23 protein-coding genes and 1 tRNA gene are annotated in these 20,674 nt (G+C 33.5%); 15 read left to right on the top strand and 9 right to left on the bottom strand.

Translation table 11 applies throughout. From position 1 onward, the window contains the following. Window positions 1-107: 107 nt before the first annotated feature. Both NPX36_RS05130 and NPX36_RS05125 read left to right on the top strand, forming a co-directional pair. A complete protein-coding gene (locus NPX36_RS05130) occupies window positions 108-296 on the top strand; it encodes a twin-arginine translocase TatA/TatE family subunit (protein ID WP_257500340.1) in 189 nt (62 codons plus the stop codon). A 6-nt stretch (window positions 297-302) separates the two neighbouring features. After that, window positions 303-497, top strand: coding sequence for a twin-arginine translocase TatA/TatE family subunit (locus NPX36_RS05125; protein WP_257500339.1), 195 nt, complete (start codon window positions 303-305; stop codon window positions 495-497). 467 nt (window positions 498-964) lie between these two features. Here NPX36_RS05125 and NPX36_RS05120 read toward each other — a convergent pair whose 3' ends face one another. Further along, a complete protein-coding gene (locus NPX36_RS05120) occupies window positions 965-3,091 on the bottom strand; it encodes a Tex family protein (RefSeq protein ID WP_257500726.1) in 2,127 nt (708 codons plus the stop codon). Window positions 3,092-3,219: 128 nt separating this feature from the next. Here NPX36_RS05120 and NPX36_RS05115 point away from each other — a divergent pair, with 128 nt between their 5' ends. From NPX36_RS05115 to NPX36_RS05105, 3 genes are read left to right on the top strand one after another with little or no spacing between them, the layout of a single operon-like run. Next, window positions 3,220-3,513 (top strand): type II toxin-antitoxin system HigB family toxin, encoded by a 294-nt coding sequence (locus NPX36_RS05115; RefSeq protein ID WP_257500338.1) that lies wholly within the window; start codon window positions 3,220-3,222, stop codon window positions 3,511-3,513. Window positions 3,514-3,515: 2 nt separating this feature from the next. After that, window positions 3,516-3,881, top strand: a complete 366-nt coding sequence (locus tag NPX36_RS05110; RefSeq protein ID WP_257500337.1) for a helix-turn-helix domain-containing protein — start codon at window positions 3,516-3,518, stop codon at window positions 3,879-3,881. Between the two features lie 2 nt (window positions 3,882-3,883). Continuing rightward, window positions 3,884-4,162 (top strand): DUF1294 domain-containing protein, encoded by a 279-nt coding sequence (locus tag NPX36_RS05105; protein WP_257500336.1) that lies wholly within the window; start codon window positions 3,884-3,886, stop codon window positions 4,160-4,162. 18 nt (window positions 4,163-4,180) lie between these two features. On the opposite strand, the gene NPX36_RS05100 is transcribed toward NPX36_RS05105, so the two are convergent. Both NPX36_RS05100 and rpiB read right to left on the bottom strand, forming a co-directional pair. Continuing rightward, entirely contained in the window at window positions 4,181-4,810 is a 630-nt protein-coding gene (locus NPX36_RS05100; RefSeq protein ID WP_257500335.1) for a hypothetical protein, read from the bottom strand. Continuing rightward, window positions 4,810-5,241, bottom strand: a complete 432-nt coding sequence (gene rpiB, locus NPX36_RS05095; RefSeq protein WP_257500334.1) for a ribose 5-phosphate isomerase B — start codon at window positions 5,239-5,241, stop codon at window positions 4,810-4,812. Before rpiB ends, NPX36_RS05100 begins: the two co-directional genes overlap by 1 nt. A gap of 179 nt (window positions 5,242-5,420) precedes the next feature. On the opposite strand from rpiB, the gene rnr reads away from it, so the two are divergent. From rnr to NPX36_RS05080, 3 genes are all read left to right on the top strand, one after another. Further along, entirely contained in the window at window positions 5,421-7,607 is a 2,187-nt protein-coding gene (rnr, locus tag NPX36_RS05090) for a ribonuclease R (RefSeq protein ID WP_257500333.1), read from the top strand. Between the two features lie 159 nt (window positions 7,608-7,766). After that, window positions 7,767-8,438: a LysE family translocator gene (locus NPX36_RS05085; RefSeq protein ID WP_257500332.1), complete on the top strand. Its 672-nt coding sequence runs from the start codon at window positions 7,767-7,769 to the stop codon at window positions 8,436-8,438. Window positions 8,439-8,503: 65 nt separating this feature from the next. Beyond that, window positions 8,504-8,896 (top strand): VCBS domain-containing protein, encoded by a 393-nt coding sequence (locus NPX36_RS05080; RefSeq protein WP_257500331.1) that lies wholly within the window; start codon window positions 8,504-8,506, stop codon window positions 8,894-8,896. 284 nt (window positions 8,897-9,180) lie between these two features. Here the strand turns inward: NPX36_RS05080 and NPX36_RS05075 are convergent, their stop codons facing one another. Continuing rightward, window positions 9,181-11,037 (bottom strand): helix-turn-helix transcriptional regulator, encoded by a 1,857-nt coding sequence (locus tag NPX36_RS05075; protein ID WP_257500330.1) that lies wholly within the window; start codon window positions 11,035-11,037, stop codon window positions 9,181-9,183. A 277-nt stretch (window positions 11,038-11,314) separates the two neighbouring features. Here NPX36_RS05075 and NPX36_RS05070 point away from each other — a divergent pair, with 277 nt between their 5' ends. The 7 genes from NPX36_RS05070 (at window position 11,315) to NPX36_RS05045 (ending at window position 17,275) form a co-directional block, all read left to right on the top strand. Continuing rightward, window positions 11,315-11,911: a hypothetical protein gene (locus NPX36_RS05070; protein ID WP_257500329.1), complete on the top strand. Its 597-nt coding sequence runs from the start codon at window positions 11,315-11,317 to the stop codon at window positions 11,909-11,911. 213 nt (window positions 11,912-12,124) lie between these two features. Further along, the gene (locus NPX36_RS05065) at window positions 12,125-13,120 is read left to right on the top strand and encodes a hypothetical protein (RefSeq protein WP_257500328.1); all 996 of its coding nucleotides are present in this window, start codon (window positions 12,125-12,127) and stop codon (window positions 13,118-13,120) included. Between the two features lie 74 nt (window positions 13,121-13,194). After that, window positions 13,195-13,770, top strand: coding sequence for a CPBP family glutamic-type intramembrane protease (locus NPX36_RS14385; protein ID WP_397376458.1), 576 nt, complete (start codon window positions 13,195-13,197; stop codon window positions 13,768-13,770). A gap of 79 nt (window positions 13,771-13,849) precedes the next feature. After that, the gene (locus NPX36_RS05060) at window positions 13,850-14,965 is read left to right on the top strand and encodes a DUF4369 domain-containing protein (RefSeq protein ID WP_257500327.1); all 1,116 of its coding nucleotides are present in this window, start codon (window positions 13,850-13,852) and stop codon (window positions 14,963-14,965) included. A gap of 524 nt (window positions 14,966-15,489) precedes the next feature. Then, window positions 15,490-16,008 (top strand): hypothetical protein, encoded by a 519-nt coding sequence (locus tag NPX36_RS05055; protein ID WP_257500326.1) that lies wholly within the window; start codon window positions 15,490-15,492, stop codon window positions 16,006-16,008. A gap of 435 nt (window positions 16,009-16,443) precedes the next feature. After that, window positions 16,444-16,653, top strand: a complete 210-nt coding sequence (locus NPX36_RS05050) for a hypothetical protein (protein WP_257500325.1) — start codon at window positions 16,444-16,446, stop codon at window positions 16,651-16,653. Window positions 16,654-16,759: 106 nt separating this feature from the next. Then, window positions 16,760-17,275: a hypothetical protein gene (locus NPX36_RS05045; RefSeq protein ID WP_257500324.1), complete on the top strand. Its 516-nt coding sequence runs from the start codon at window positions 16,760-16,762 to the stop codon at window positions 17,273-17,275. A 179-nt stretch (window positions 17,276-17,454) separates the two neighbouring features. Here the strand turns inward: NPX36_RS05045 and NPX36_RS05040 are convergent, their stop codons facing one another. The 5 genes from NPX36_RS05040 to folB form a co-directional block, all read right to left on the bottom strand. Then, window positions 17,455-18,927: an amino acid permease gene (locus tag NPX36_RS05040; RefSeq protein ID WP_257500323.1), complete on the bottom strand. Its 1,473-nt coding sequence runs from the start codon at window positions 18,925-18,927 to the stop codon at window positions 17,455-17,457. A 111-nt stretch (window positions 18,928-19,038) separates the two neighbouring features. Further along, entirely contained in the window at window positions 19,039-19,590 is a 552-nt protein-coding gene (locus NPX36_RS05035) for a hypothetical protein (protein WP_257500322.1), read from the bottom strand. 37 nt (window positions 19,591-19,627) lie between these two features. After that, window positions 19,628-20,011, bottom strand: coding sequence for a YbbC/YhhH family protein (locus NPX36_RS05030; protein WP_257500321.1), 384 nt, complete (start codon window positions 20,009-20,011; stop codon window positions 19,628-19,630). 89 nt (window positions 20,012-20,100) lie between these two features. Next, window positions 20,101-20,171, bottom strand: a tRNA-Cys gene (locus tag NPX36_RS05025). A gap of 62 nt (window positions 20,172-20,233) precedes the next feature. Next, window positions 20,234-20,593 (bottom strand): dihydroneopterin aldolase, encoded by a 360-nt coding sequence (folB, locus tag NPX36_RS05020; protein ID WP_257500320.1) that lies wholly within the window; start codon window positions 20,591-20,593, stop codon window positions 20,234-20,236. Between the last annotated feature and the right edge of the window lie 81 nt (window positions 20,594-20,674).

The raw sequence follows: 20,674 nt of genomic DNA, 5'->3' as shown, positions 1-20,674 counted from the left end.
TCAATTGAAAATATTAACAGTATTCGGTGTTAAAAATTACAAAATAAAAAAATAAGTTCGGTTTAAAAAGTTATATCTTTGCTTATAATTAATTATAATTAAATATAATGAATTTTTTAGCAGTGTTTTTAGGAATGGTTAGTCCGTGGCAAATAATTTTAATTGTCGCTGTGATTTTATTAATGTTTGGTGGACGAAAAATTCCGGAATTGATGCGTGGTTTAGGTTCGGGGATTAAAGAGTTTAAAGACGCTACGAAAGATGACGAAAACAAAGATCAATCTAAAAAAGAATAATACACAATGGGAAGATTTGGTGCAACAGAAATAATATTAATAGTAGCTGTTTTATTATTACTTTTCGGAGGAAAAAAGATACCAGAATTGATGAAAGGATTAGGTTCGGGGATTAAAGAATTTAAAAACGCTACCAAAGACAATAGTGGAGCAACTGTAAATCCGAATAAAAAGAACGATTCAGAAACAAAATCAGAATAAATGTAAAGATGCTTTTAGCATCTTTTTTTATTTAGCAAATAATTCCAAATGGTTTTGAACTAACGAGTTTTTGCTTATCGTTACAGTTTAGCCATTCGCCCAAATTAAATACCCGCCTGAAAAGCTTCAGACGGGTATCCCTTATAAAACATAATAAAAACACTACTTTCTTTTAATTCTGCAACCGTATAGAGCGATTGCTCTCTTTTTCATAACAATTCTTTTTTTGAACAATTTTTGTTTATAAGGTTATTTTCTTTTTCATAAAGTATATTACAAATGAAAGACCAAAACCACATTTATAATCAAAAAAAACAAACAATTAATTCAAATAATTGACATTCAATGAATTAAAAAATAATAAATAAAATTATTTATTATTCAAATATAACATAAATATGTTACAAAACTGTGTTTTTTTTCCCGAATTGAGTAATATTTCCACTATTTTCTCATTTCTATCGTTTTTAAAGAATCATGCTAAGCTGCAAACGCTTTTTTTGATGATCCACCTCGAGCACTTTTACCTGCACATGTTCGTGTAGTTTCACCACCTCGTTTACATCCGAAACAAAACCTTCTTTCAACTGTGAGATATGCACCAAACCGCTTTCTTTAATACCAATATCTACAAAACAACCAAAATTGGTGATATTGTTAATAATGCCGTTGTACACTTTGCCCACCTCAACATCGTTTATCGATTTTAGAGAAACATCAAATTCCAAAACTTTTGCTTTTTTGCGCGGATCTAATCCCGGTTTCTCCAATTCTTTCAACAAATCGGTTATATAAAGCATTCCAAATTGTTCTGAAATATAGTTTGATGGATTGATTTTTTCGATAGCCGATTTATTTCCGATTAAGTCATTGGCATTCATTTTTAAATCTTTTGCCATTTTTTCAACTAAATTATAAGCTTCTGGATGCACCGCGGAATTATCCAGCACAAAATCGCCTTGAACAATTCTAACAAAAGCAGCCGCTTGCTGAAAAGCCTTTTCGCCCAATCGCGGTACGTTTTTCAACTCTTTTCTATTGGTAAAAGCGCCGTTTGCTGCTCGGTAATTTACAATATTTTCTGCCATCTTCTCGCCTATTCCCGAAACATAACTCAATAGCGATTTGCTTGCCGTGTTTAAATTAATGCCCACTTTGTTCACACTGCGAACCACCACTTGATCCAATTCTTCTTTCAATAAGGTTTGATCCACATCGTGTTGATACTGCCCTACTCCTATTGATTTTGGATCGATTTTCACCAATTCTGCCAACGGATCTTGCAATCTACGCCCAATTGAAACAGCGCCGCGAACAGTAACATCATAATTTGGAAATTCCTCTCGTGCAATTTTCGATGCCGAATAAACCGATGCGCCTGCTTCGCTTACCACAAAAACCTGCAAAGGTTTGTCAAACGCAACCTTTTTGATAAAAAATTCGGTTTCGCGACTTGCCGTTCCGTTGCCAATGGCAATGGCATCAATTTTATAGGAGTTTGCCATTGAACGTACTTTTTTGGTAGCCATGGCAATATCTTTTTGAGGGGCATGCGGAAAAATGGTTTCATTGTAAAGTAAATTTCCGTTTTCATCGATACAAACCACTTTACAGCCGGTTTTAAACCCAGGATCGATTCCCATAACACGCTTTTCGCCCAATGGTGCCGACAATAACAACTGCGATAAATTTTCAGAAAAAACTCCGATTGATTGTAAATCAGCTTTTAATTTGTATTCTTGCAACACCTCGTTTGACAAAGTCGGCTCTAACAAACGTTTGTATGCATCGGCAACCGCTTTGGATATTTCTGTTGCCGTTTCGTGATTTTTGTTTTTAATTACGGTATCTTCTATAAATGTAAGAGCTTCGGATTTATCAATGCTTACATTAAGCTTTACAAAACCTTCATTATTTGCACGCAACATAGCCAGCAATCGGTGAGCTGGCGCTTTAAACAAGGGTTCGTTCCAATCAAAATAGTGTTCAAATTTCTTTGCCGCATCTTCGTCTTGTTTTGCTTTTACAACTTTAGTCGAAATTTCTGCATGGCGCTGAAATTTGCGTCGAAGCGCTTTTCGAACATAAATATTTTCGTTGATCCATTCGGCAATAATATCGCGAGCGCCTTGTAAAGCATCTTCAGAAGAAAAAACTTTGCTGTTTAGATATTTTTCAGCGGTATATTCTAAATCATCTACATTTTGCGACATAATCATTTTTGCCAAAGGTTCTAATCCGGCTTCTCGGGCTGTATCGGCTTTGGTTTTTCGCTTCTTTTTAAAGGGAAGATACAAATCTTCGATTTCAACCAAATCAAAAGAATTCTGAATTTTATCCTTTAAAAAATCGGTTAACTGACCTTGCTCTTCTATCGATGCCAAAACAGCTTCTTTCCGTTTGATAATTGTTTCAAATTGATTGTTCAATTTAGCAATTTGTTCAATTTGAACTTCATCTAAATTGCCCGTAGCATCTTTTCTGTACCTTGCAATAAATGGAATGGTGCAATCTTGTGCTAATAATTCTAAGGTATTTTTAATGGATTTCTCGGAAACGGCAATTTTTTCCTTTATATATTGAATGGTTTGCATGGCATGAATTTTATAGTGCAAAAATACTATGTTTCGATCAATCTATTAAAATAAATAAAATTTTGTTTTACAAAATAAATTATTGTTATTCAAAATTTATAACTTTGTATCAAAATTAAAATACAAAGATGCGCATAGTAACATTTTCTAAAATAAAACTATTTATTGAAAAACATGCAGATGCAGATGTTGCCCTACGCGATTGGTATTTTAAAACCAAAAGAAGTGATTGGAATAATTTAAACGAACTAAAACAAACCTTTGCAACTGCAGATTATATTGGCAATAACAGATTTGTTTTTAATATTAAGGGAAATGATTACCGCTTGGTTGCCATTGTAATTTTTGCATCGAAAAAAGTTTATATACGTTTTATTGGAACGCATGCAAACTACGATAAAACAAATTGTTTAAACATTTAAGTATGAGAAGTATTGAAACACAAAAAGAATACAAGGCTGTTTGTATGCGTGTGGAAGAATTATTAAAAAAGGTGGGGAACGAAACATTACCCGACGATCCTAATTTTATAGAGTTAGATTTACTTTCGGATTTAATAGCCGATTACGAAGAACAACACGAGCCTCTATCACAACCTACGTTGGTTGATGTGATAAAATTAAGAATGTACGAAAAAGGTTTAAACCAAAAACGCTTATCTGAATTGTTGGGTGTTAGTACTTCGCGCATTAGTGAATATCTTAACGGGAAAAGCGAACCGCCTTTAAACGTGGCGCGCGATATTAGTGTAAAATTAGATATAGATCCGGCTATTGTTTTAGGAGTATAAAAATGACAAAAATTCTATTTATTTATCTGATAATTGTGAATTACATTGCTTTTAGCTTGTATCATTTAGACAAGCAGCGGGCAATTAAGGGCAAGCAGCGTATTTCTGAAAAAAACCTATTAACAATTGCAGCTTTAGGAGGAACTTTAGGTGCTTATCTGGGTATGCAGAAGTATCGACATAAAACCAAAAAACTGAGTTTTCAATTGTGGTTTTACGGTATTTTAATTTTACAGATTATTTTCTTTTTTGCTTTTTATAAGAAGAGGTTTTTTGTTTGATTTAAGGATGGCGCTTTTTTAATCTTCAAAAATATTAAAGTCTTTCTTTATAATATCTAAAAATTCATTAACCGAAATCAACTCGTCAATTGTAGGATACAATTCTAAATATCTTTCTGGATTACTATAATGTATTTCATTAAAATCTTTGTCATCTTTTACTTGAATATAATAACTTACACCGTCAACTGTAGTACTTGATGTTTGGGAAATATAAAATTTACCCATTTCTAAAATTATTTCAGATTTAGATTTCATCTTGTAACTAACAGCAGAAGCTGTTGGTATATATTGAATATTTGTATTTAAAAGCTTTAAAACAACATACTCCAAATTATAGAAAGATTTTAATTCAAATTGTTTAATTACAATTTCATGGGAATCTTTTGAAGTTTTTTTAGCAACAGTGTAATAAAAATCTGCTTTAAAATCTTTCTTATGTTCATCATAATAAATTCTGAATAATTCTAAACCTGTAGAAATCTCATGTTTTTTATAAACACGAATTTCACTTTTAGAAAATGGTATTGTATCAACTTTTAAAATTCTTTCTAATTTAGAAAGATATGATCTTTCACTTTCAGAAAATTTCTGACAGAAACCTGAAAAAGAATAAAACAAGAAAATTAATACAATACAATTTTTCATTAACTACAAGCAATTTTATTTACACGGGTTTCATGACGACCGCCTTCAAATTCGGTGGTTAAAAAAGCATCAACCATTTCTAAAACTTGCGGAATAGCTGTAAAGCGAGCCGGAATAGAAATAACGTTTGCATTGTTGTGTTGGCGTGCTAAAACAGCAATTTCTTTTGTCCAACACAAAGCACAACGAACCCCTTGATGCTTGTTGGCACTCATGGCAATCCCATTGCCCGAACCACAGATTACAATTCCAAAATCAACATTATTATCTTCTACATCTTGGGCTACTTTGTGTCCGAAATCTGGGTAATCAACAGAATCAAACGTGTCGGTTCCGTAATTTACTACTTCAATTCCTTTGTCCCGAAGCATTTGCACAATGGCTTTTTTGTATTCCGGACCTGCATGATCGTTTCCTATTGCTATTTTCATATCGTTTAGTTGTATTGTTTGTGCAAAGATACTTATTTTGAATGATTGGAAGAACATCTTTATTAAGATAGATCGTGAAACGAAAATCATCATTTAATACAAATTTCACACTTCATCACCAATATTTTTTATATCTTTAATAAGTATTTTAAGCCCATTGTGCTTAATAAAAATAATATATGACAAAGAAAATTAAAAAATTCCATAAAAAACCAGGCAAAGACTTCTCTGGAAAAATTTTAAAATTGTTGGCTCAAAACAGTTCTAAAATATTCAACTATAAACAGATAGCTGCTGTTTTTGAAGTGACTGATACCAAAGGCCGAAACGAAATTATTAAAGAGTTAAAATATTTGGTCTCTAAACAAAAAATAGAGGAAGTAGATCGAGGCAAATACCGCATTGTGGAACAATCGAGCTATTTTGAAGGAACTATTGATATGACGGCTCGAAAAGCGGCTTATTTTGTTTGTGACGAATTCGATGAAGATCCATTTATTCCAACAAACAACCTCAACAAAGCGCTTCATGGCGACAAGGTGAAGGCTTATGTTTACAACAAACGCAAGGGCAAAAAACCCGAAGCCGAAGTTATTGAAATCCTTGAACGCAAACGCGAAGAATTTGTGGGTGTGATTCAAATCAATGGTACTTTTGCCTTCGTGGTTACTGCAAACCCGAAAATGTATGTGGATTTGTTTATTCCCAAAGAAAAATTTGGCGATGCCGAAAACGGTGACGTGGTTTTGGTTAAGATGAACGATTGGCCCGAAAAAGCAAACAATCCGTATGGTGAAGTGGTTAAAGTTTTAGGAAAACCGGGCGAACACAACACTGAAATGCACGCTATTTTGGCAGAATATGGTTTGCCAACAGAATTTCCGGTTGATGTGGAAGCTTTTGCGCAGAAATTAGACACATCAATCACCGAAGAAGAAATTGCCAAACGCCGCGATATGCGCGATGTGTTAACGTTTACGATTGATCCACGCGATGCAAAAGATTTTGATGACGCCTTATCGTTTCAGATTTTAGAAAACGGGAATTACGAAATTGGCGTTCATATTGCCGATGTTTCGCATTATGTGCAAGAAGGAACCATTCTAGATGAAGAAGCTTATAACCGTGCCACATCGATTTATTTAGTGGATCGTGTGGTACCGATGCTTCCTGAAGTATTATCAAATTTTGCGTGTTCCTTACGACCAAATGAAGAAAAATATACCTTTTCAGCCGTTTTTGAATTGAACAAAAAAGCCGAAATTGTAAATTCATGGTTTGGCAGAACGGTTACGTATTCCGACAAACGTTTTGCGTATGAAGAAGCGCAAGTGATTATTGAAACCAAAGCGAATACAATTCCTGCAGAAATATCATTGACCAACGAAACTCAGACCATCGAACAACCAATTGTTGATGCGATTCTTACAATGGATGATTTGGCTAAAAAACTCCGTGCTAAACGAATGGCTGCAGGTGCTATTTCGTTTGATAAGGTTGAAGTGAAATTTCATTTAGATGAAAACGATGAACCAACAGGCGTATATTTCAAGGTTTCAAAAGATGCCAATCATTTAATTGAAGAATTCATGCTTTTGGCAAACCGCAAAGTATCCGAATTTGTGGGCAAACAGAAAAAAACCTTTATTTACCGTATTCACGATGAACCCGATCAAGATAAATTGTTCAATTTGCAATCGGTGATTTCTAAATTTGGTTACGGCATCAATTTTAAATCGAAAAAAGATATTTCGCAATCGCTAAATAAACTGTTAAGCGATGTGCAAGGTAAAAAAGAACAAAATTTGGTAGATACACTGGCAATTCGCAGTATGAGCAAAGCCGCCTATTCCACTGAAAATATTGGGCATTATGGTTTGGCATTTGATTATTATTCGCACTTTACCTCGCCTATTCGCCGTTATCCAGATGTTATGGTGCACCGATTGTTGCAAAGTTATTTAGACGGAGCCAAATCGGCAGACGAAGAAGTGTATGAAGAAAAATCGGTACATTGTTCGCAAATGGAAAATTTGGCTGCAAATGCGGAACGCGACAGCATTAAATACATGCAGGTAAAATACATGCAAGACCATAAAGACCAAGAGTTTTTGGGTGTGATTTCGGGCGTTACCGAATGGGGAATTTATGTAGAAATCGTAGAGAACAAATGCGAAGGAATGGTGCGTATTCGTGAAATTAAAGAAGATTATTATACATTTGATGAACAGCAATATGCCTTGGTGGGCGAAGTGACCAAAAACCTGTTGCAATTGGGCGACGAAGTGATTGTGAAAGTAAAAAATGCCGATTTGGTTAAAAAACAATTAGATTTTACGTTCATTAAAAAGGTACATGCAGAATAAGTTTCAAACCAGCATTATTGCTTGTAAGTTTCATTTGCAATTCAGCCAAAATCGCAACCTTTACAGCCAATTCGCATCTTATTAAATAATTTTATTGTAAATTTGCCTTAACAGCTACTTAAAATGCCAATACCTTAATTGGCATTTTTTTATAACTAAATGGACAATTTTTTAACAGGAATATCGCTTGGTTTTTTTCTCAGTTTCATGATTGGGCCTGTTTTTTTTATTTTGATTGAAACCAGCATCACCAAAGGATTTAAAGCGGCGCTAACGTTTGATGCCGGCGTGATTATTGCCGATATTTGTTTTATTTTAATCGCTTATTTCAGTAGTTTTCAGTTAATTAACCGAATAAAAGACGATCCGGCACTTTTTCTTTTCGGTGGAATGATTATGATTACTTATGGAATAATCTCTTTTGTTCGATTGCAAAAATTAAAAAAAGCCGAAATTCATATCGAAGCTACTAACTACAAAAACAATTACTTTTCGTTGTTTGCAAAAGGGTTTTTATTGAATTTCATAAACGTTGGTGTGTTGGGCTTTTGGTTGGCAATTATTATCACCATTGGACCGCAATTGGAAATGAACCATGGAAAAATGATTAATTTCTTTGCTTTTGTAATTGGTGCATATTTACTTACAGACATATTTAAAATGCTTTTAGCCAAACAGTTAAAAAACAAACTAACCCCAAAAAACATTTTAAAAGTTAAAAAAATCAGTTGTATTATTTTAATTGTTTTCGGAACAGTCATCATGTCTAAATCGTTCATAAAAAACGAACCCGATTTTATTAAAAACAACATTCCTATCGCTACTCCTTAATTTTTTTCCTTATTATTCCAACCTTTTCTCCTAAATTTACGTCTTACTTATAAAATATATTCTCAATGAAAAAAAGTGTAGCAAAATTATGCCTTGCAGGTATTTTATTTTTTGGAGCTATTTCGTGCAGCTCAAATGACGACAATCATGTGCATCAGGAAAGCCAATTAGAAAAATTTAAAGGAACATGGACCGGAACATTCACGGGGGAAGACGAAGGTACTTGGAATGCAACTATCGACGAAACCGGAAAAGCAACCGGAAAGTTATTTTCAGGTAACCTTACTTTTGATTTAATCGGGCAGGTGGATAAAGAAGGAGAAATAAATGCAACATATACCAGCGGTAGCACCCAAGTGGGAACTATGGAAGGCATGATGAATGAATCAACTGCAGCGGGTAAATGGGAAAGTCAATTAGATGATATAGAAGGCACCTGGACAGGTACTAAAAACTAAAAAGTCAGCTTTTAAGCTGATTTTTTTATGCTGTCACTTTGAGTAACTTTTTTTGTGATGAGTTCTCGAAGCCGAACCGACGAGCTTTTCACTTTTTACCACATAGGCACAATAGAATAAAATAGGTTTAAGGTTTACATAGTTTGCGCCAACGGCGAAACACATAGCTATGTATTCAACTGCTCTCCGAAGTTTTCAACTTCGGAGCATAAAATATAATAATTAAAGTGATCAAATGATTTGCCCAAAGGCGGGAAACTTTGAGCAGCAGCGCTTTTTACTTTTTACATAACAAATGCCAATTCCTCTTCTTTATCCAAATTTTCAATAAACAAAGCAGGCGTTTTACCTGAAATTACCTTAAACAAACTGGCAAATGTTTTGGGGTGCAAATTACCATAGATAACCGACAGTTCTTTAACCGTTTTTTTTCGTAGTTCTTTATCTACTTTTAAATCGGTAATTGCTTGTTGTATGCGCAAGCTGTTTATATAAGCATTAAAACCGCTTTTATGCCCATTTAAAAGAGGCGAAAGCGTGCTGCGGGTGGTGTTCAGTTCTTTCGCCAAGCCGTCTAAATTTATTGCTTTTAAAAAACCTTTTTCCTTTTCAAAACGCTCTAAGCCTTCTAGCAATCGCTGCTCGGTTGGCGATAAAACAATAGGTGGTTTTGCGATTGGTGGTGCTTCGGTTATTTCTGGTGTAGCTTCATCGAAAACTGGTATTTCTTCTATTGGATGTGTGGCTTCGCTATTGGCAGCAGCTGCTTCTTTTTCTATTGCTTCAACAAATTGTTGCTCGGGCAGTGCCTTGTCATCAACTTCCACAATATCTTCAGCAGTCATTGCTTCACGCTCTTTTGCGGGCATTGGGCTTTCATTTGGTTGCTGTTTTTTTCTATTTCTTCTTTTCCAAAACAAATAAACAGCGATTAGTATTAAAACACCACCTAAAACACTGATCCATAAATTATATTTATTTACAAGCTTTTTCCATTGCGAGCTTATTTTTTTGTTTTCTAAATCTTGGTGTAAAACACTTGTAATGCTTTGCTGTTCTTTTTCAAACTGTTGGTTTAAAACCGTAAGGCTATTTGTAGCATTTAATTGCAACTGCGGTTGATTGGTTTCATTGTAATAGGCAATTAAATAATCATACGTTTCACGCAACTCATAGTTTAAAAAGTTTTTCTCCTGAAAAAGGGTATCTATTTTTGTGAAATACACCATGGCTTCTGCTTTCTGGTTTTGTTCCCACAACATTTTTCCCAAATACAAATATATAACGTGTTCGTTGGTAAAATCGCCGTTTTGTTTAATAACGGTTAGTGCGTTTGTAAAATGCTCATTGGCAACCACATTATTTTTCTGCAAAAAAGCCAAACCGCCTTTTACATATTCTAAATAAGCGTTTTCTAATTGTTGGTGTTTCGGTTTTAAAAGTTGAATAGCTTGTTCACTTTCTTGTATTGTAGCACTTAGTTTGTTTATATCTTTTAATTGCCAATAGGTTTTACCTAAACAATATAAGGTAAGAACGTAACTTCTTTGATGATTGTACTCTTTTTTAGTTTGGTAATAGTCTTTTGCTTGTGTAAAATAAGTAACCGCTTTGGCGTAATGTCGTGTATGGTTATAAATATTTCCAATATCTATACGCACCGCATTCAAATTATACAAATTATTTATTTCTTCGTTAAAAGCTTCCGACTCTATGGCATAGTACAACGCATTTTTAAAATCGCGTTGTTTATAGTAAAACACCGTACTTAAATTTAAATAATCTCCTTTAATGCTGTCGTTGTTTATTTTTTGCACCAGAGGGTGCATTTGGTGCAACAATATAGTGGCTTCGGCAAACGAAACCAAATACGTCTTTTTATTTAATGCACGGTATTGTTCTAAACGGTTGTTTTCATTTCGGGCTTTTTGATAATACACCTCTAAATAATCTATTTTTTTTTCGTTGGAAGTGCTATCGTTTTGAATTACTTCCCAAAGATTTTTATAGGAATCGGCGGTTGTTTGCCCCAATGAGCAAAACGGCAACAGAAAAATAATCCAGAAAGGGAATAAATTATCCAATTGAGGGAATAAATTATCCAATTGAGGGAATAAATTGTCCAATTTTTTTAAAAACATGTGTGCTTTTTTTCTAACCGAACAAAAATACAAAAAAATACAGCTATCATCCAAAAAAACACACAATACATTGATTATCTAATATATAAAACAGCAAAACAATCTTTTAAAAGATGGAAAAATAATCCAACGAGGGAATAAATCGTCCAAAAAAGGGAATAAATTATCCAATTGGGCAAATCTGGACTATTTACTCCCTTGTTGTTTGAAAATCGTTTCATATTTGTAACCGAAACAAAAGCTACCCGGGCAGCGTTATTAAAAAACTCCGAAAACAATGAAACGATTTTTTTTATATGCTGTAGCAATTACTGCTTTATGCAGCTCGTGCGAAACAGAAGACGAAACATTCGCAACAGAAACAAACAACCAACCGAATGCCTTGCATCACGCAAAAGGTGTTGAGACAAACGATTACCAAATCTATCAAAGCATTTTAAACAGCTTTGTATATAACAATGAACAAACCTATCAGAACAATCTGCTGCTGTTTGAAGCACATGTGAATAGGCTAATGCTTCAATACATGCCCCAAGAAACAGATGGGTATAAAAAAATAAACACTGAGCAATTGTTTGTATTAGAACAAGCCGATGCCCATTTTATAGAACAACTGGCTTATACCAAAGCAACCAAGCAGGCAATTCACGACATAGTGGGTAACAATTTTAACAGCGAAACCGCACGGTTAATAACCAACCAAAAAGAACGCCGCTTAGTAGAAACTTTAGTCGCTTTGCACAGCAACGGTAATGGGGATGATAATGATGATAAATTAAATGGCAAAAGGACAATTGCTTTTGCCTATGGCGCGCAATACAGTTTTACCCAAGCGGTGTTGTATGCGGGGGCAATAGAGCTTAAAGAAAGATAATGAAAAACTCCGCCAGAGTTTAAAACGCTGACGGAGTTAAAAAACTGAAAAAGAATTATTTACCTATTTGTTTCGGAGAGCCGGTAGTCGCGAATACCGGTTTTATGAAACAAATTAAAACCCCGATTGCAGCGGGATACCTGCAAAAAATTATTTTTAACCTGCAGTTTATAAAACAATAAAAACAAAACTGCTTAAATTTAAACAGAAGATATGAAAAATATCAAATTATCAGTAGTCGCTCTTTTTGGAGCTGCAATTTTATCATTAGGTTTGTATGCGTGTAGCAACGACGATGCTACTACAACAAGTAACACAACAGAGCAGACAATGGCTGAGAAACCTTTTGCTGATTTAAAAATTATTCCTAGCTTACCTGGTTTTGGTTTAGTATCCTCTTATGCAGGCCCTTGTGTATCTGCACCTGGTTTTTGCATTGAAAGAGTTACTCCAGGTACAGGTCCTGTATTTGGAATAGGAAAATTGGATAATAATATGCTAAGATTAACTATGAGCATGGAAACATACCAAACAAATAAAGAATATTTATCGGGAGATATTTACGAAGTTGGTGTTGACTTTGCTTTAAATGAAGAAATATCAAAAGAATTGGGTTTTGATATAGAAGTAATTATACCAAAACAAAAAGTAAATGTAGTACAGGAAAATAGCGATATGTTTTATATTGATCTAAGTATAAAACATAATTATGATGCTGAAGTAATCATGAATGATTTTATGCTATATAAAGCTGTTGTAGAATTCCCAAGAGTAACTTCATTAAACGAAAATGAAAAACTTACAGCGAAAAGCTTTGCTTTGATATCTTATTCTGATTTAATTAATCCAACCTATATTTATGATGGAGATGAATATAACGATTTAGGATTAGGAAATGATATTGAAGCTGGTGATGGTATATACACATCTAATAGTTTATACGAAGTTGAAGAAACTAATTTTGATTATCAAAAATTAAATATCAACGTTTCTTCAAAATTTACAGCTTTAAATTTATTGAAAGAAGAGTTTGAAAATAAGACCCTTTCAGAAAGAAAACCAAAACCAAAAAGAGGTGGCGGATGGAGAGGTGCTATAATCGGTGGTGCAATAGATTATCTTTTAGGGTGTGATTTTAAAACTACTACTGAAGGAAAAAGTCTTTTAGGTTTTTCTTGCGAAAGTGGTTGTATCGAAATCGATTGTTAACTCCTGACTTTAGAATAATAGTAATAACCAACAGATAGATTATATTTGTTGGTTATATTTTAATTACTATATATATGGTAAAATTCACATTAATAGATTTATGGATATTTTTAAAAAAACCTAATGACAAACAAATTCAACTGGGTATAAGAGAAAAGGTTTATTTTATATTCATTTTATTTACTATTAAAATCATTGTTGTATTTTTTTTTATTTTGCCTATCTTATATCAAATTAATAAATTGCTAAATATAGCAGATAATAATACAATTGATATCGAGTCATACTCCACACTAAGAACATTTTTTGGATATGTTCTAATTGTGCCTTTTATTGAAGAAGTAATCTTTAGATATTTTTTACGTTACAAAGGAATTATTACTTCATTAACTAGTCAACAAAAATGGCAAAAAAACTTTCCCTGGATAGTATATTTTTCTATTATCTTATTTGCTTATATACACATTGGTAATTACACAAACAATAATCTGTTATTTTACATTCTTTCCCCATTAATAGTATCTTCTCAATTAATAATGGGTATATTGGTTACTTTTATAAGAGTTCGATTGAGCTTTTTTTGGGGAATATTGTATCACAGTATGTGGAATTTTTTAATTTTATCAATTCCAGAAAGTATTTTGTCTTAGATAAATCTATTCTTAAATTTTTTTTTAAATAAATATCTTTTCAGAACTCTCTTACATTATAATATTTTAACCTTTCCTAATGAAAAAATTAACAACATTAGCATTATTGCTAACTGCAACCCTACAAGGCTTTGCAGGCGAAATAAAAATAACAGCAAACCTTACAGGCTTTACAGATACTGCTGTAGTATATTTACTTAGTGGGCAAACACCTATTGCCTACCAAACATTGACACAAGGCAAAGTAGAACTTACAGCCGAAGTTTCCGAAACTCCTGATACATATGCTATATATGTAGTAGAAAACAATCAACCATATTACACCATGTTATTTGTAGCTAATGAGACCATAGAAATAAACGCAAATAAGAATGATTTTCCCTATGCCGTAAAAGTAACTGGTTCTAAACATCATGCTATAAAAGCAAAATTAGACGAGCTGCAAATGCCAATTCACAAAAAAGGAGAAGCTTTAAAACAGGAAATAACTGCTTTACAACAAACTACCGAATGGCAAAAGCCCGAAATACAAGAAAAATATGTTGGTTCTCATGGGTTGGCAAACCAACTTACAAAAGAGTTAAAACAAGTAGAAGCTGATTTTATTTTAAATAACTTTAATAACGCCTATACGTGGACATTACTGCCTTACAACACCACTGCTTTCGATAAAACATTTTACCAAGCAGTCTATGATAAAATGACTACCGAACAAAAACAAACCCCATTAGGCAAACAATATTTATTAGCATCACAAAGCCAGCGCTTAACAAAAGGAGATACCTATATTGATATTAATTTGTTAGACAAAGATTTAAAAACAGTAAAATTAAGCGATTATTTTAATAAAGATAAAGAATATGTTTTGGTTGATTTGTCATCGGTAAGCTGTCCTGATAGTAATAAAGCTTTCTATATTACTAAAACCTTTGCGGATAGAATAAGTGAAAAACTACAAGTAGTGAGTGTATTGCAAAGTAACGATGCAGAAACTTACAGTCATTTTGGTAAATTAAGTACTGATAATTGGTCAATGCTTTATGCAGAAGATTTCACAAGAACCGATACTTATATTCAATACCAAGAAAATGTTACTCCCACTTTTTTATTATTCAATAGAAACGGTAAATTAATTGATCGTTGGGTTGGTAGTGCTGTTCATCAGCAAAAGTTAGAAAAGTATTTGGGTAAATAACTTGGGGAAGGTGTATTGCTAAAAAAGCAGGCGTGCATTTGTATTAAAACACGTTAGGTTTTATGTAAAACCACGTGTGCTATCTTATAAAACCATACGTGGTTTTTGTATAAACTACATATCCCACACTACCGCAAGACCCGAGCGAAGCGAACTGATGAAGTAATCTTTCGTGTGGTGGTAAGCAATAATCCCGCTAGCGTTGATTTAAAGTTGCAATCTATGCGTTAAATAAATAAAATAGAGGTATGTCAACAAAGTGTAAATTAACAAACCCTAATAGTGTATATTTCACAAACATAACAACAGTAGGTTGGGTAGATAAAGTCACAGATTGCACTCGAGGCTTTAGCCGACTGAACGAAGTTAAATCCGCGACATCGAGGTTAATATTTATACCTTAAACAGTTTTTCTACTGGAACCATTGACTTTAGTTTAGCACCGAAACGTGTACAAAATTAATTATTTACAATTAAAACATTCTGCATTACATTTGCAGAATGTTTCTTTAAATTTATAAAATATGAAAAAGATATTTATCCTTTTAATGAGTAGCCTTTGGTTAATAAGCTGTACATCTGACGATTTTGAGCCTAAAGAAGAAGTGAACCGTGGTACTGTTGAAGTTGATTTTAAAGGCGAAAAATTAAATTTTGGTTATAAGTCATACAATGGTATCGTTACAAACCAAACAAATGATACAGTTGCATACACCTATTTTGCTAGATTAGATAAAGACGATATGAATTATTATGATATTAAAGTATATGCGTTTTTGACTAAAGATAAAGAATTAGACCATTTAGAAATGAAATTTATTCCTGTTGAAAACGGCTCGGGATCGGGGTATCACTATTCGTACGAGGAAAACCCAATGGTTTATAGTAATGTAACTTATAATCCGGAAACCAATTGGTTAACTGCCAATTTTGAAGGGTATTTATATTATGGTAGAATGGATGATTCTACTCCCATACATTTAACCAATGGTAAAATAAATGTACCTGTTAAGGGCTTAGGTATAGAATATGATAAATGGTAAGTAATACAAGTAGCGTTTTTATAAATTAGAAAATAATAATAAAGCTCCCTTGATAAATATGATTATTAAAAATTAAAAAATATGTATAGATTATTGTTTATACTAGTTAGTATAGTATTCGTTAGCTGCGAGAAAGATGATTAAGTAGAAGAAGTAAACCGTGGTACCATCGAAGTAGAAATCGAAGGTGAAAAGTTTAAATTTGGCGAAAAATCGTATACCGCTCATCAAATAAACATAGATAATAATACACGAGATACTACTGCTTACTTCTATGAAACACGAATTTCTAAGGGCTATCAACATTATGATCAACTTGAAGTATATGGTTATTTAAGAGAAAACGGTGCTATTGATAGTTTAAAGATTGTTTATACGGCGTTACGCAATGGTATAGGAACAACTTATAACTACAATTATCCAGGAAATCCATTAGTGATTAGTAATGTTAACTATAATCAACAAACAGGATGGTTAACAGCCAATTTTGAAGGGTATTTATACCGTGCCAACACTTTGAACGATATTAAGGTTTTTTTAAAAGACGGTAAAATAAGTGTGCCTTTGAAAGGGTTGGATATACCGCAAAACTATACACACGCTCGCGCTTCACAGCCTACAATTTCAGAATTGAAAAGAGAATGATATACTCATTTTTCTCAAAGTAGGAAGATAGTAAGAAACAAAAAAATAGCTACAAATAGCACATGCTGTATTACTTTTGCAGCATGTTTCTTTAAATTTATAAAATATGAAAAAGATATTTATCCTTTTAATGAGTAGCCTTGGGCTAATAAGCTGTACTTCTGACGATTTTGAGCCTAAAGAAGAAGTGAACCGTGGTACTATTGAAGTTGATTTTAAAGGCGAAAAATTAAATTTTGGTTATAAGTCATACAATGGTATCGTTACAAACCAAACAAATGATACAGTTGCATACACCTATTTTGCTAGATTAGATAAAGACGATATGAATTATTATGATATTAAAGTATATGCGTTTTTGACTAAAGATAAAAAATTAGACCATTTAGAAATGAAATTTATTCCTGTTGAAAACAGTTCAGGCTGGCATTATTCTTATACATACGAGGAAAACCCAATGGTTTATAGTAATGTAACTTATAATCCGGAAACCAATTGGTTAACTGCCAATTTTGAAGGGTATTTATATTATGGATGGGAAGAAACCGAACCTGTACATTTAACCAATGGTAAAATAAATGTACCTGTTAAGGGCTTAAATATAGAATATGATAAATGGTAAGTAATACAAGAAGCTTTCAATAACGATAAACTTTTCACAACATCAAAATGAAAAAAATCCTACCTTATGTATTAGCCATTTTAGGCATCTTTTTAATTGTAATTAGCATTGTTTACAGTTAATTAAAATGCCTGTTTTCTTTTTTGAAAACAGGCATTTTTAAATTGTTAAACATATTGTTAGGTGCTACTGCTATTCAGTTTACTGTGTTTTTTACTGTATGCAAAATAGATGATTAGCCCTAAGCCTAACCAAATGGCTAAACGTTCCCAGCTTTCAATAGGCAACGAAGCCATCATTACCAAACACACAATAATTCCTAAAATAGGCACTACGGGCACAAATGGTGTTTTGAAAGGACGTTCAATATTGGGTTGAGTTTTGCGCAGAACCAAAATTCCAATACAAACCAAAGTAAATGCAAACAAGGTTCCGATACTTACCATGTGGCCTAAATCGGAAACGGGTACAAAACCTGCAAAAATGCTTACAAATACCATAAAAATTAAATTGGTTTTCCAAGGAGTTTGTCTTTTTGATAATTCTGAAAACATTTTTGGCAATAAACCGTCTTTACTCATTGAATAAAACACGCGGCTTTGTCCTAACAACATTACTAAAATCACCGATGTGTATCCGGCAATAATGGTTACAATTAATGCAGTGTTTAAAAAGTGATACCCCGTTTTTGCAAAAGCTGTTGCTACGGGTTTTGCATCGTTTTTAAATAGTAAATAGTTCTCTAAACCTGTTAAAACATACGCAAACAAAACGTATAACAACGTACAAATTACCAAAGAACCAATGATTCCAAATGGCATTCCTTTTTTAGGATTTTTAGCTTCTTGCGCCGCAGTACTTACAGCATCAAATCCAATAAAAGCAAAAAACACTACACCTGCTGCACGCATGATACCACTCCAGCCGTATTGCCCAAAATATTCGCTCGACAAAAATTCCGAAAACGAAAGTTGCCCGCTTTTAACCATTTCTTCGCCCACATTTGTAGGAATGAAAGGTTGGTGATTGGCTGGATCTATAAATTGCCAACCCAATGCGATAAAAATAATAACCACAGATACTTTTAAGATAACTAAAATATTGTTTACCCTTGCCGATTCTTGCGTTCCACGCATAAGCAAAAGCGATAGCAAACACACAATTACTATAGCAGGTACATTGATCATTCCGCCTTCAAAAGGTCCTTTGAGAAACTGCATGGGCAATTCTAAATGAAATATTTTGAGCAATTCATTAAAATATTGCGACCAGCTCACAGCAACGGTGGCACTTGCCAAGGCATATTCCAACACCAAATCCCAGCCAATAATCCAAGCAATGAACTCGCCCATTGTGGCATATGAATAGGTGTATGCACTACCCGCCACTGGCAACATCGATGCAAACTCGGCATAACACAAGCCTGCAAATGCACAACCTAAAGCAGCAATAACAAATGAAATAGCAACGGCAGGACCGGCATTATCGGCAGCGGCAATCCCCGTTAAAGAAAACAAACCGGCACCAATAATAGCACCCACGCCCAATGCCACCAACCCCCAAGAACCTAAAGTTTTTTTCAGCGTTCCTTCGCCTTGTTCGTTGGCTTCTGCGGTTAATAATGCAATTGATTTTTTTGAAAACATTCCCATATATCGGTATTTTTTTATTTGTTAAAATTTACTTAAAATCAAATATAAATATTTTTTGTGGAATTGCAGAATGGCTCAACTGTTTAATTAAGTTTACCTGTCGTTTTTGAATTACTTTACCACATACCAACCGGTATCTTTTGCATATTTTAAAGTGAATTTTTTGGTAATAAATGCAGCATTCGGGTTGCTGTCTGTTTGAGCTGTTGCAAATGGCGTCGCAGTTTTTATAAGCTTTGCCGTAGCAGTTGCTTTTGTTTTGTTGTTCAATTCCAGTTGCACATCCGAATCTTCTTGAATGGTAAAAAGATAGCTTTTCACCTCTGCCCTATTCTTTTTTTGCTCCACTACATATGGCGATGCTTCTGCGGTTAATGCAATATTTACAACCGAAACCGAGTCTTTAGAAAGCCATTTTTTAGTGGTTTTCACGGTGTTCAATGTAATTAAATTTTGGGCGGCTAGGCTTTTTAGTTGCGATAGTTCGGCAGCATCTTTCCGAATATTGAATTTATGTTCACCAAGCTGAAAGTTTGTTGTTTCAAAATAGGGATATTTTTCGGTATGACTTTCAATTAAGTTGGTAGCTTTCTTCACCGATAACGATTCTGAAGAACAAGCAGCAATAGCTATCAGTAAAAAGAATAATGCAATTTTTTTCATGGTATGATTTTTAAAGATAAATATAGCAATTTGGAAATTATTTGTAATGAGTTAAATGCAATACTCTTGCATTTGTTTCATCAATAATAATTACAAATGTTCCTCCTATAGATCCAAACGGCAAAGTTCCTGATATTATATAATATTGTTCTATTTTATGAACTTTATAAGGTTTTTGCAATTCAATTCTCTCTTTACCATATTTTCCAACTACTATTGGCTCTATTACTTGAATTGCCATCTCTTCATTCTTAATTAAAGGTTTCACACCAACGTAATTAGGATTCTCTTTTTCGATAGCCAATGCTAAATCAAGCTCTTTTTGTGCAAACTTTTTCCCTGTATCCACACGATTTTCTTGTGCCTTAACTATGCAGTTGTTCAATAGGACGAAAGAAAATATAATAACTAACTTTCTCATCGGATAAATTTTAAAGATAAATATAGCAATTTGAAAAACACAAAATATACTAAAACAAAAAAACCTTCAAAATTGAAGGTTTTTTAAAGAGGCATCTAGCGGATTCGAACCGCTGTACACGGTTTTGCAGACCGTTGCCTAGCCACTCGGCCAAGATGCCATTGTGTAATGTGTTTGCAAATCTACTACAAAAAATTAAATATCAAAACCTAAAGCACAAAATTATGCCCGGTATTCTTCCATAACAATAGTAACTTGCTGTACATCACCACCAATAGGCGGATTTATTTTTGAAACTTCTAGCAAAATTCGCGAAACCATGGGCAATTCATCAAAAATACGCACAATGATGCGCTTGGCAACATGTTCTAACAATTTAGAGCGTATGGCCATTTCTTCCTTTACAATTTGGTTTAAATGCACATAATCTACCGTATCGACCAATTCATCTGTCGCTGCAGATTTTCGCAAATCGGCTTTAATTTCTAAATCTACACGGTAATCCGAACCTATTTTGGCTTCTTCAACCAAACAGCCATGGTTGGTGAAAACACGTATGTTTGTTAAGCGAATAATTCCCATATCTTTTGTTTAAGGTTCAAAGTTACTAACTTTTCATCTGTTTTTTTATGAACTTTAAACTTTAAACTTTAAACATTTTCT

The sequence above is a fragment of the Paenimyroides aestuarii genome (assembly GCF_024628805.1).
GTDB classification, from domain to species: Bacteria; Bacteroidota; Bacteroidia; order Flavobacteriales; family Flavobacteriaceae; genus Flavobacterium; species Flavobacterium aestuarii_A.
Note: the sequence above shows the minus strand (reverse complement) of the source record. Positions and strands in the feature narration are given on the sequence as shown.

Coding starts and splice junctions, on each gene's coding strand:
- NPX36_RS05120 (WP_257500726.1), bottom strand. CDS start 3,091: ATGCAAACCATTCAATATATAAAGGAAAAAATTGCCGTTTCCGAGAAA.
- NPX36_RS05070 (WP_257500329.1), top strand. CDS start 11,315: ATGAAACGATTTTTTTTATATGCTGTAGCAATTACTGCTTTATGCAGC.
- NPX36_RS05080 (WP_257500331.1), top strand. CDS start 8,504: ATGAAAAAAAGTGTAGCAAAATTATGCCTTGCAGGTATTTTATTTTTT.
- NPX36_RS05130 (WP_257500340.1), top strand. CDS start 108: ATGAATTTTTTAGCAGTGTTTTTAGGAATGGTTAGTCCGTGGCAAATA.
- NPX36_RS05045 (WP_257500324.1), top strand. CDS start 16,760: ATGAAAAAGATATTTATCCTTTTAATGAGTAGCCTTGGGCTAATAAGC.
- NPX36_RS05030 (WP_257500321.1), bottom strand. CDS start 20,011: ATGAGAAAGTTAGTTATTATATTTTCTTTCGTCCTATTGAACAACTGC.
- NPX36_RS14385 (WP_397376458.1), top strand. CDS start 13,195: ATGGTAAAATTCACATTAATAGATTTATGGATATTTTTAAAAAAACCT.
- rnr (WP_257500333.1), top strand. CDS start 5,421: ATGACAAAGAAAATTAAAAAATTCCATAAAAAACCAGGCAAAGACTTC.
- NPX36_RS05085 (WP_257500332.1), top strand. CDS start 7,767: ATGGACAATTTTTTAACAGGAATATCGCTTGGTTTTTTTCTCAGTTTC.
- NPX36_RS05055 (WP_257500326.1), top strand. CDS start 15,490: ATGAAAAAGATATTTATCCTTTTAATGAGTAGCCTTTGGTTAATAAGC.
- NPX36_RS05115 (WP_257500338.1), top strand. CDS start 3,220: ATGCGCATAGTAACATTTTCTAAAATAAAACTATTTATTGAAAAACAT.
- NPX36_RS05065 (WP_257500328.1), top strand. CDS start 12,125: ATGAAAAATATCAAATTATCAGTAGTCGCTCTTTTTGGAGCTGCAATT.
- folB (WP_257500320.1), bottom strand. CDS start 20,593: ATGGGAATTATTCGCTTAACAAACATACGTGTTTTCACCAACCATGGC.
- NPX36_RS05060 (WP_257500327.1), top strand. CDS start 13,850: ATGAAAAAATTAACAACATTAGCATTATTGCTAACTGCAACCCTACAA.
- NPX36_RS05040 (WP_257500323.1), bottom strand. CDS start 18,927: ATGGGAATGTTTTCAAAAAAATCAATTGCATTATTAACCGCAGAAGCC.
- NPX36_RS05110 (WP_257500337.1), top strand. CDS start 3,516: ATGAGAAGTATTGAAACACAAAAAGAATACAAGGCTGTTTGTATGCGT.
- NPX36_RS05075 (WP_257500330.1), bottom strand. CDS start 11,037: ATGTTTTTAAAAAAATTGGACAATTTATTCCCTCAATTGGATAATTTA.
- NPX36_RS05125 (WP_257500339.1), top strand. CDS start 303: ATGGGAAGATTTGGTGCAACAGAAATAATATTAATAGTAGCTGTTTTA.
- NPX36_RS05105 (WP_257500336.1), top strand. CDS start 3,884: ATGACAAAAATTCTATTTATTTATCTGATAATTGTGAATTACATTGCT.
- rpiB (WP_257500334.1), bottom strand. CDS start 5,241: ATGAAAATAGCAATAGGAAACGATCATGCAGGTCCGGAATACAAAAAA.
- NPX36_RS05100 (WP_257500335.1), bottom strand. CDS start 4,810: ATGAAAAATTGTATTGTATTAATTTTCTTGTTTTATTCTTTTTCAGGT.
- NPX36_RS05035 (WP_257500322.1), bottom strand. CDS start 19,590: ATGAAAAAAATTGCATTATTCTTTTTACTGATAGCTATTGCTGCTTGT.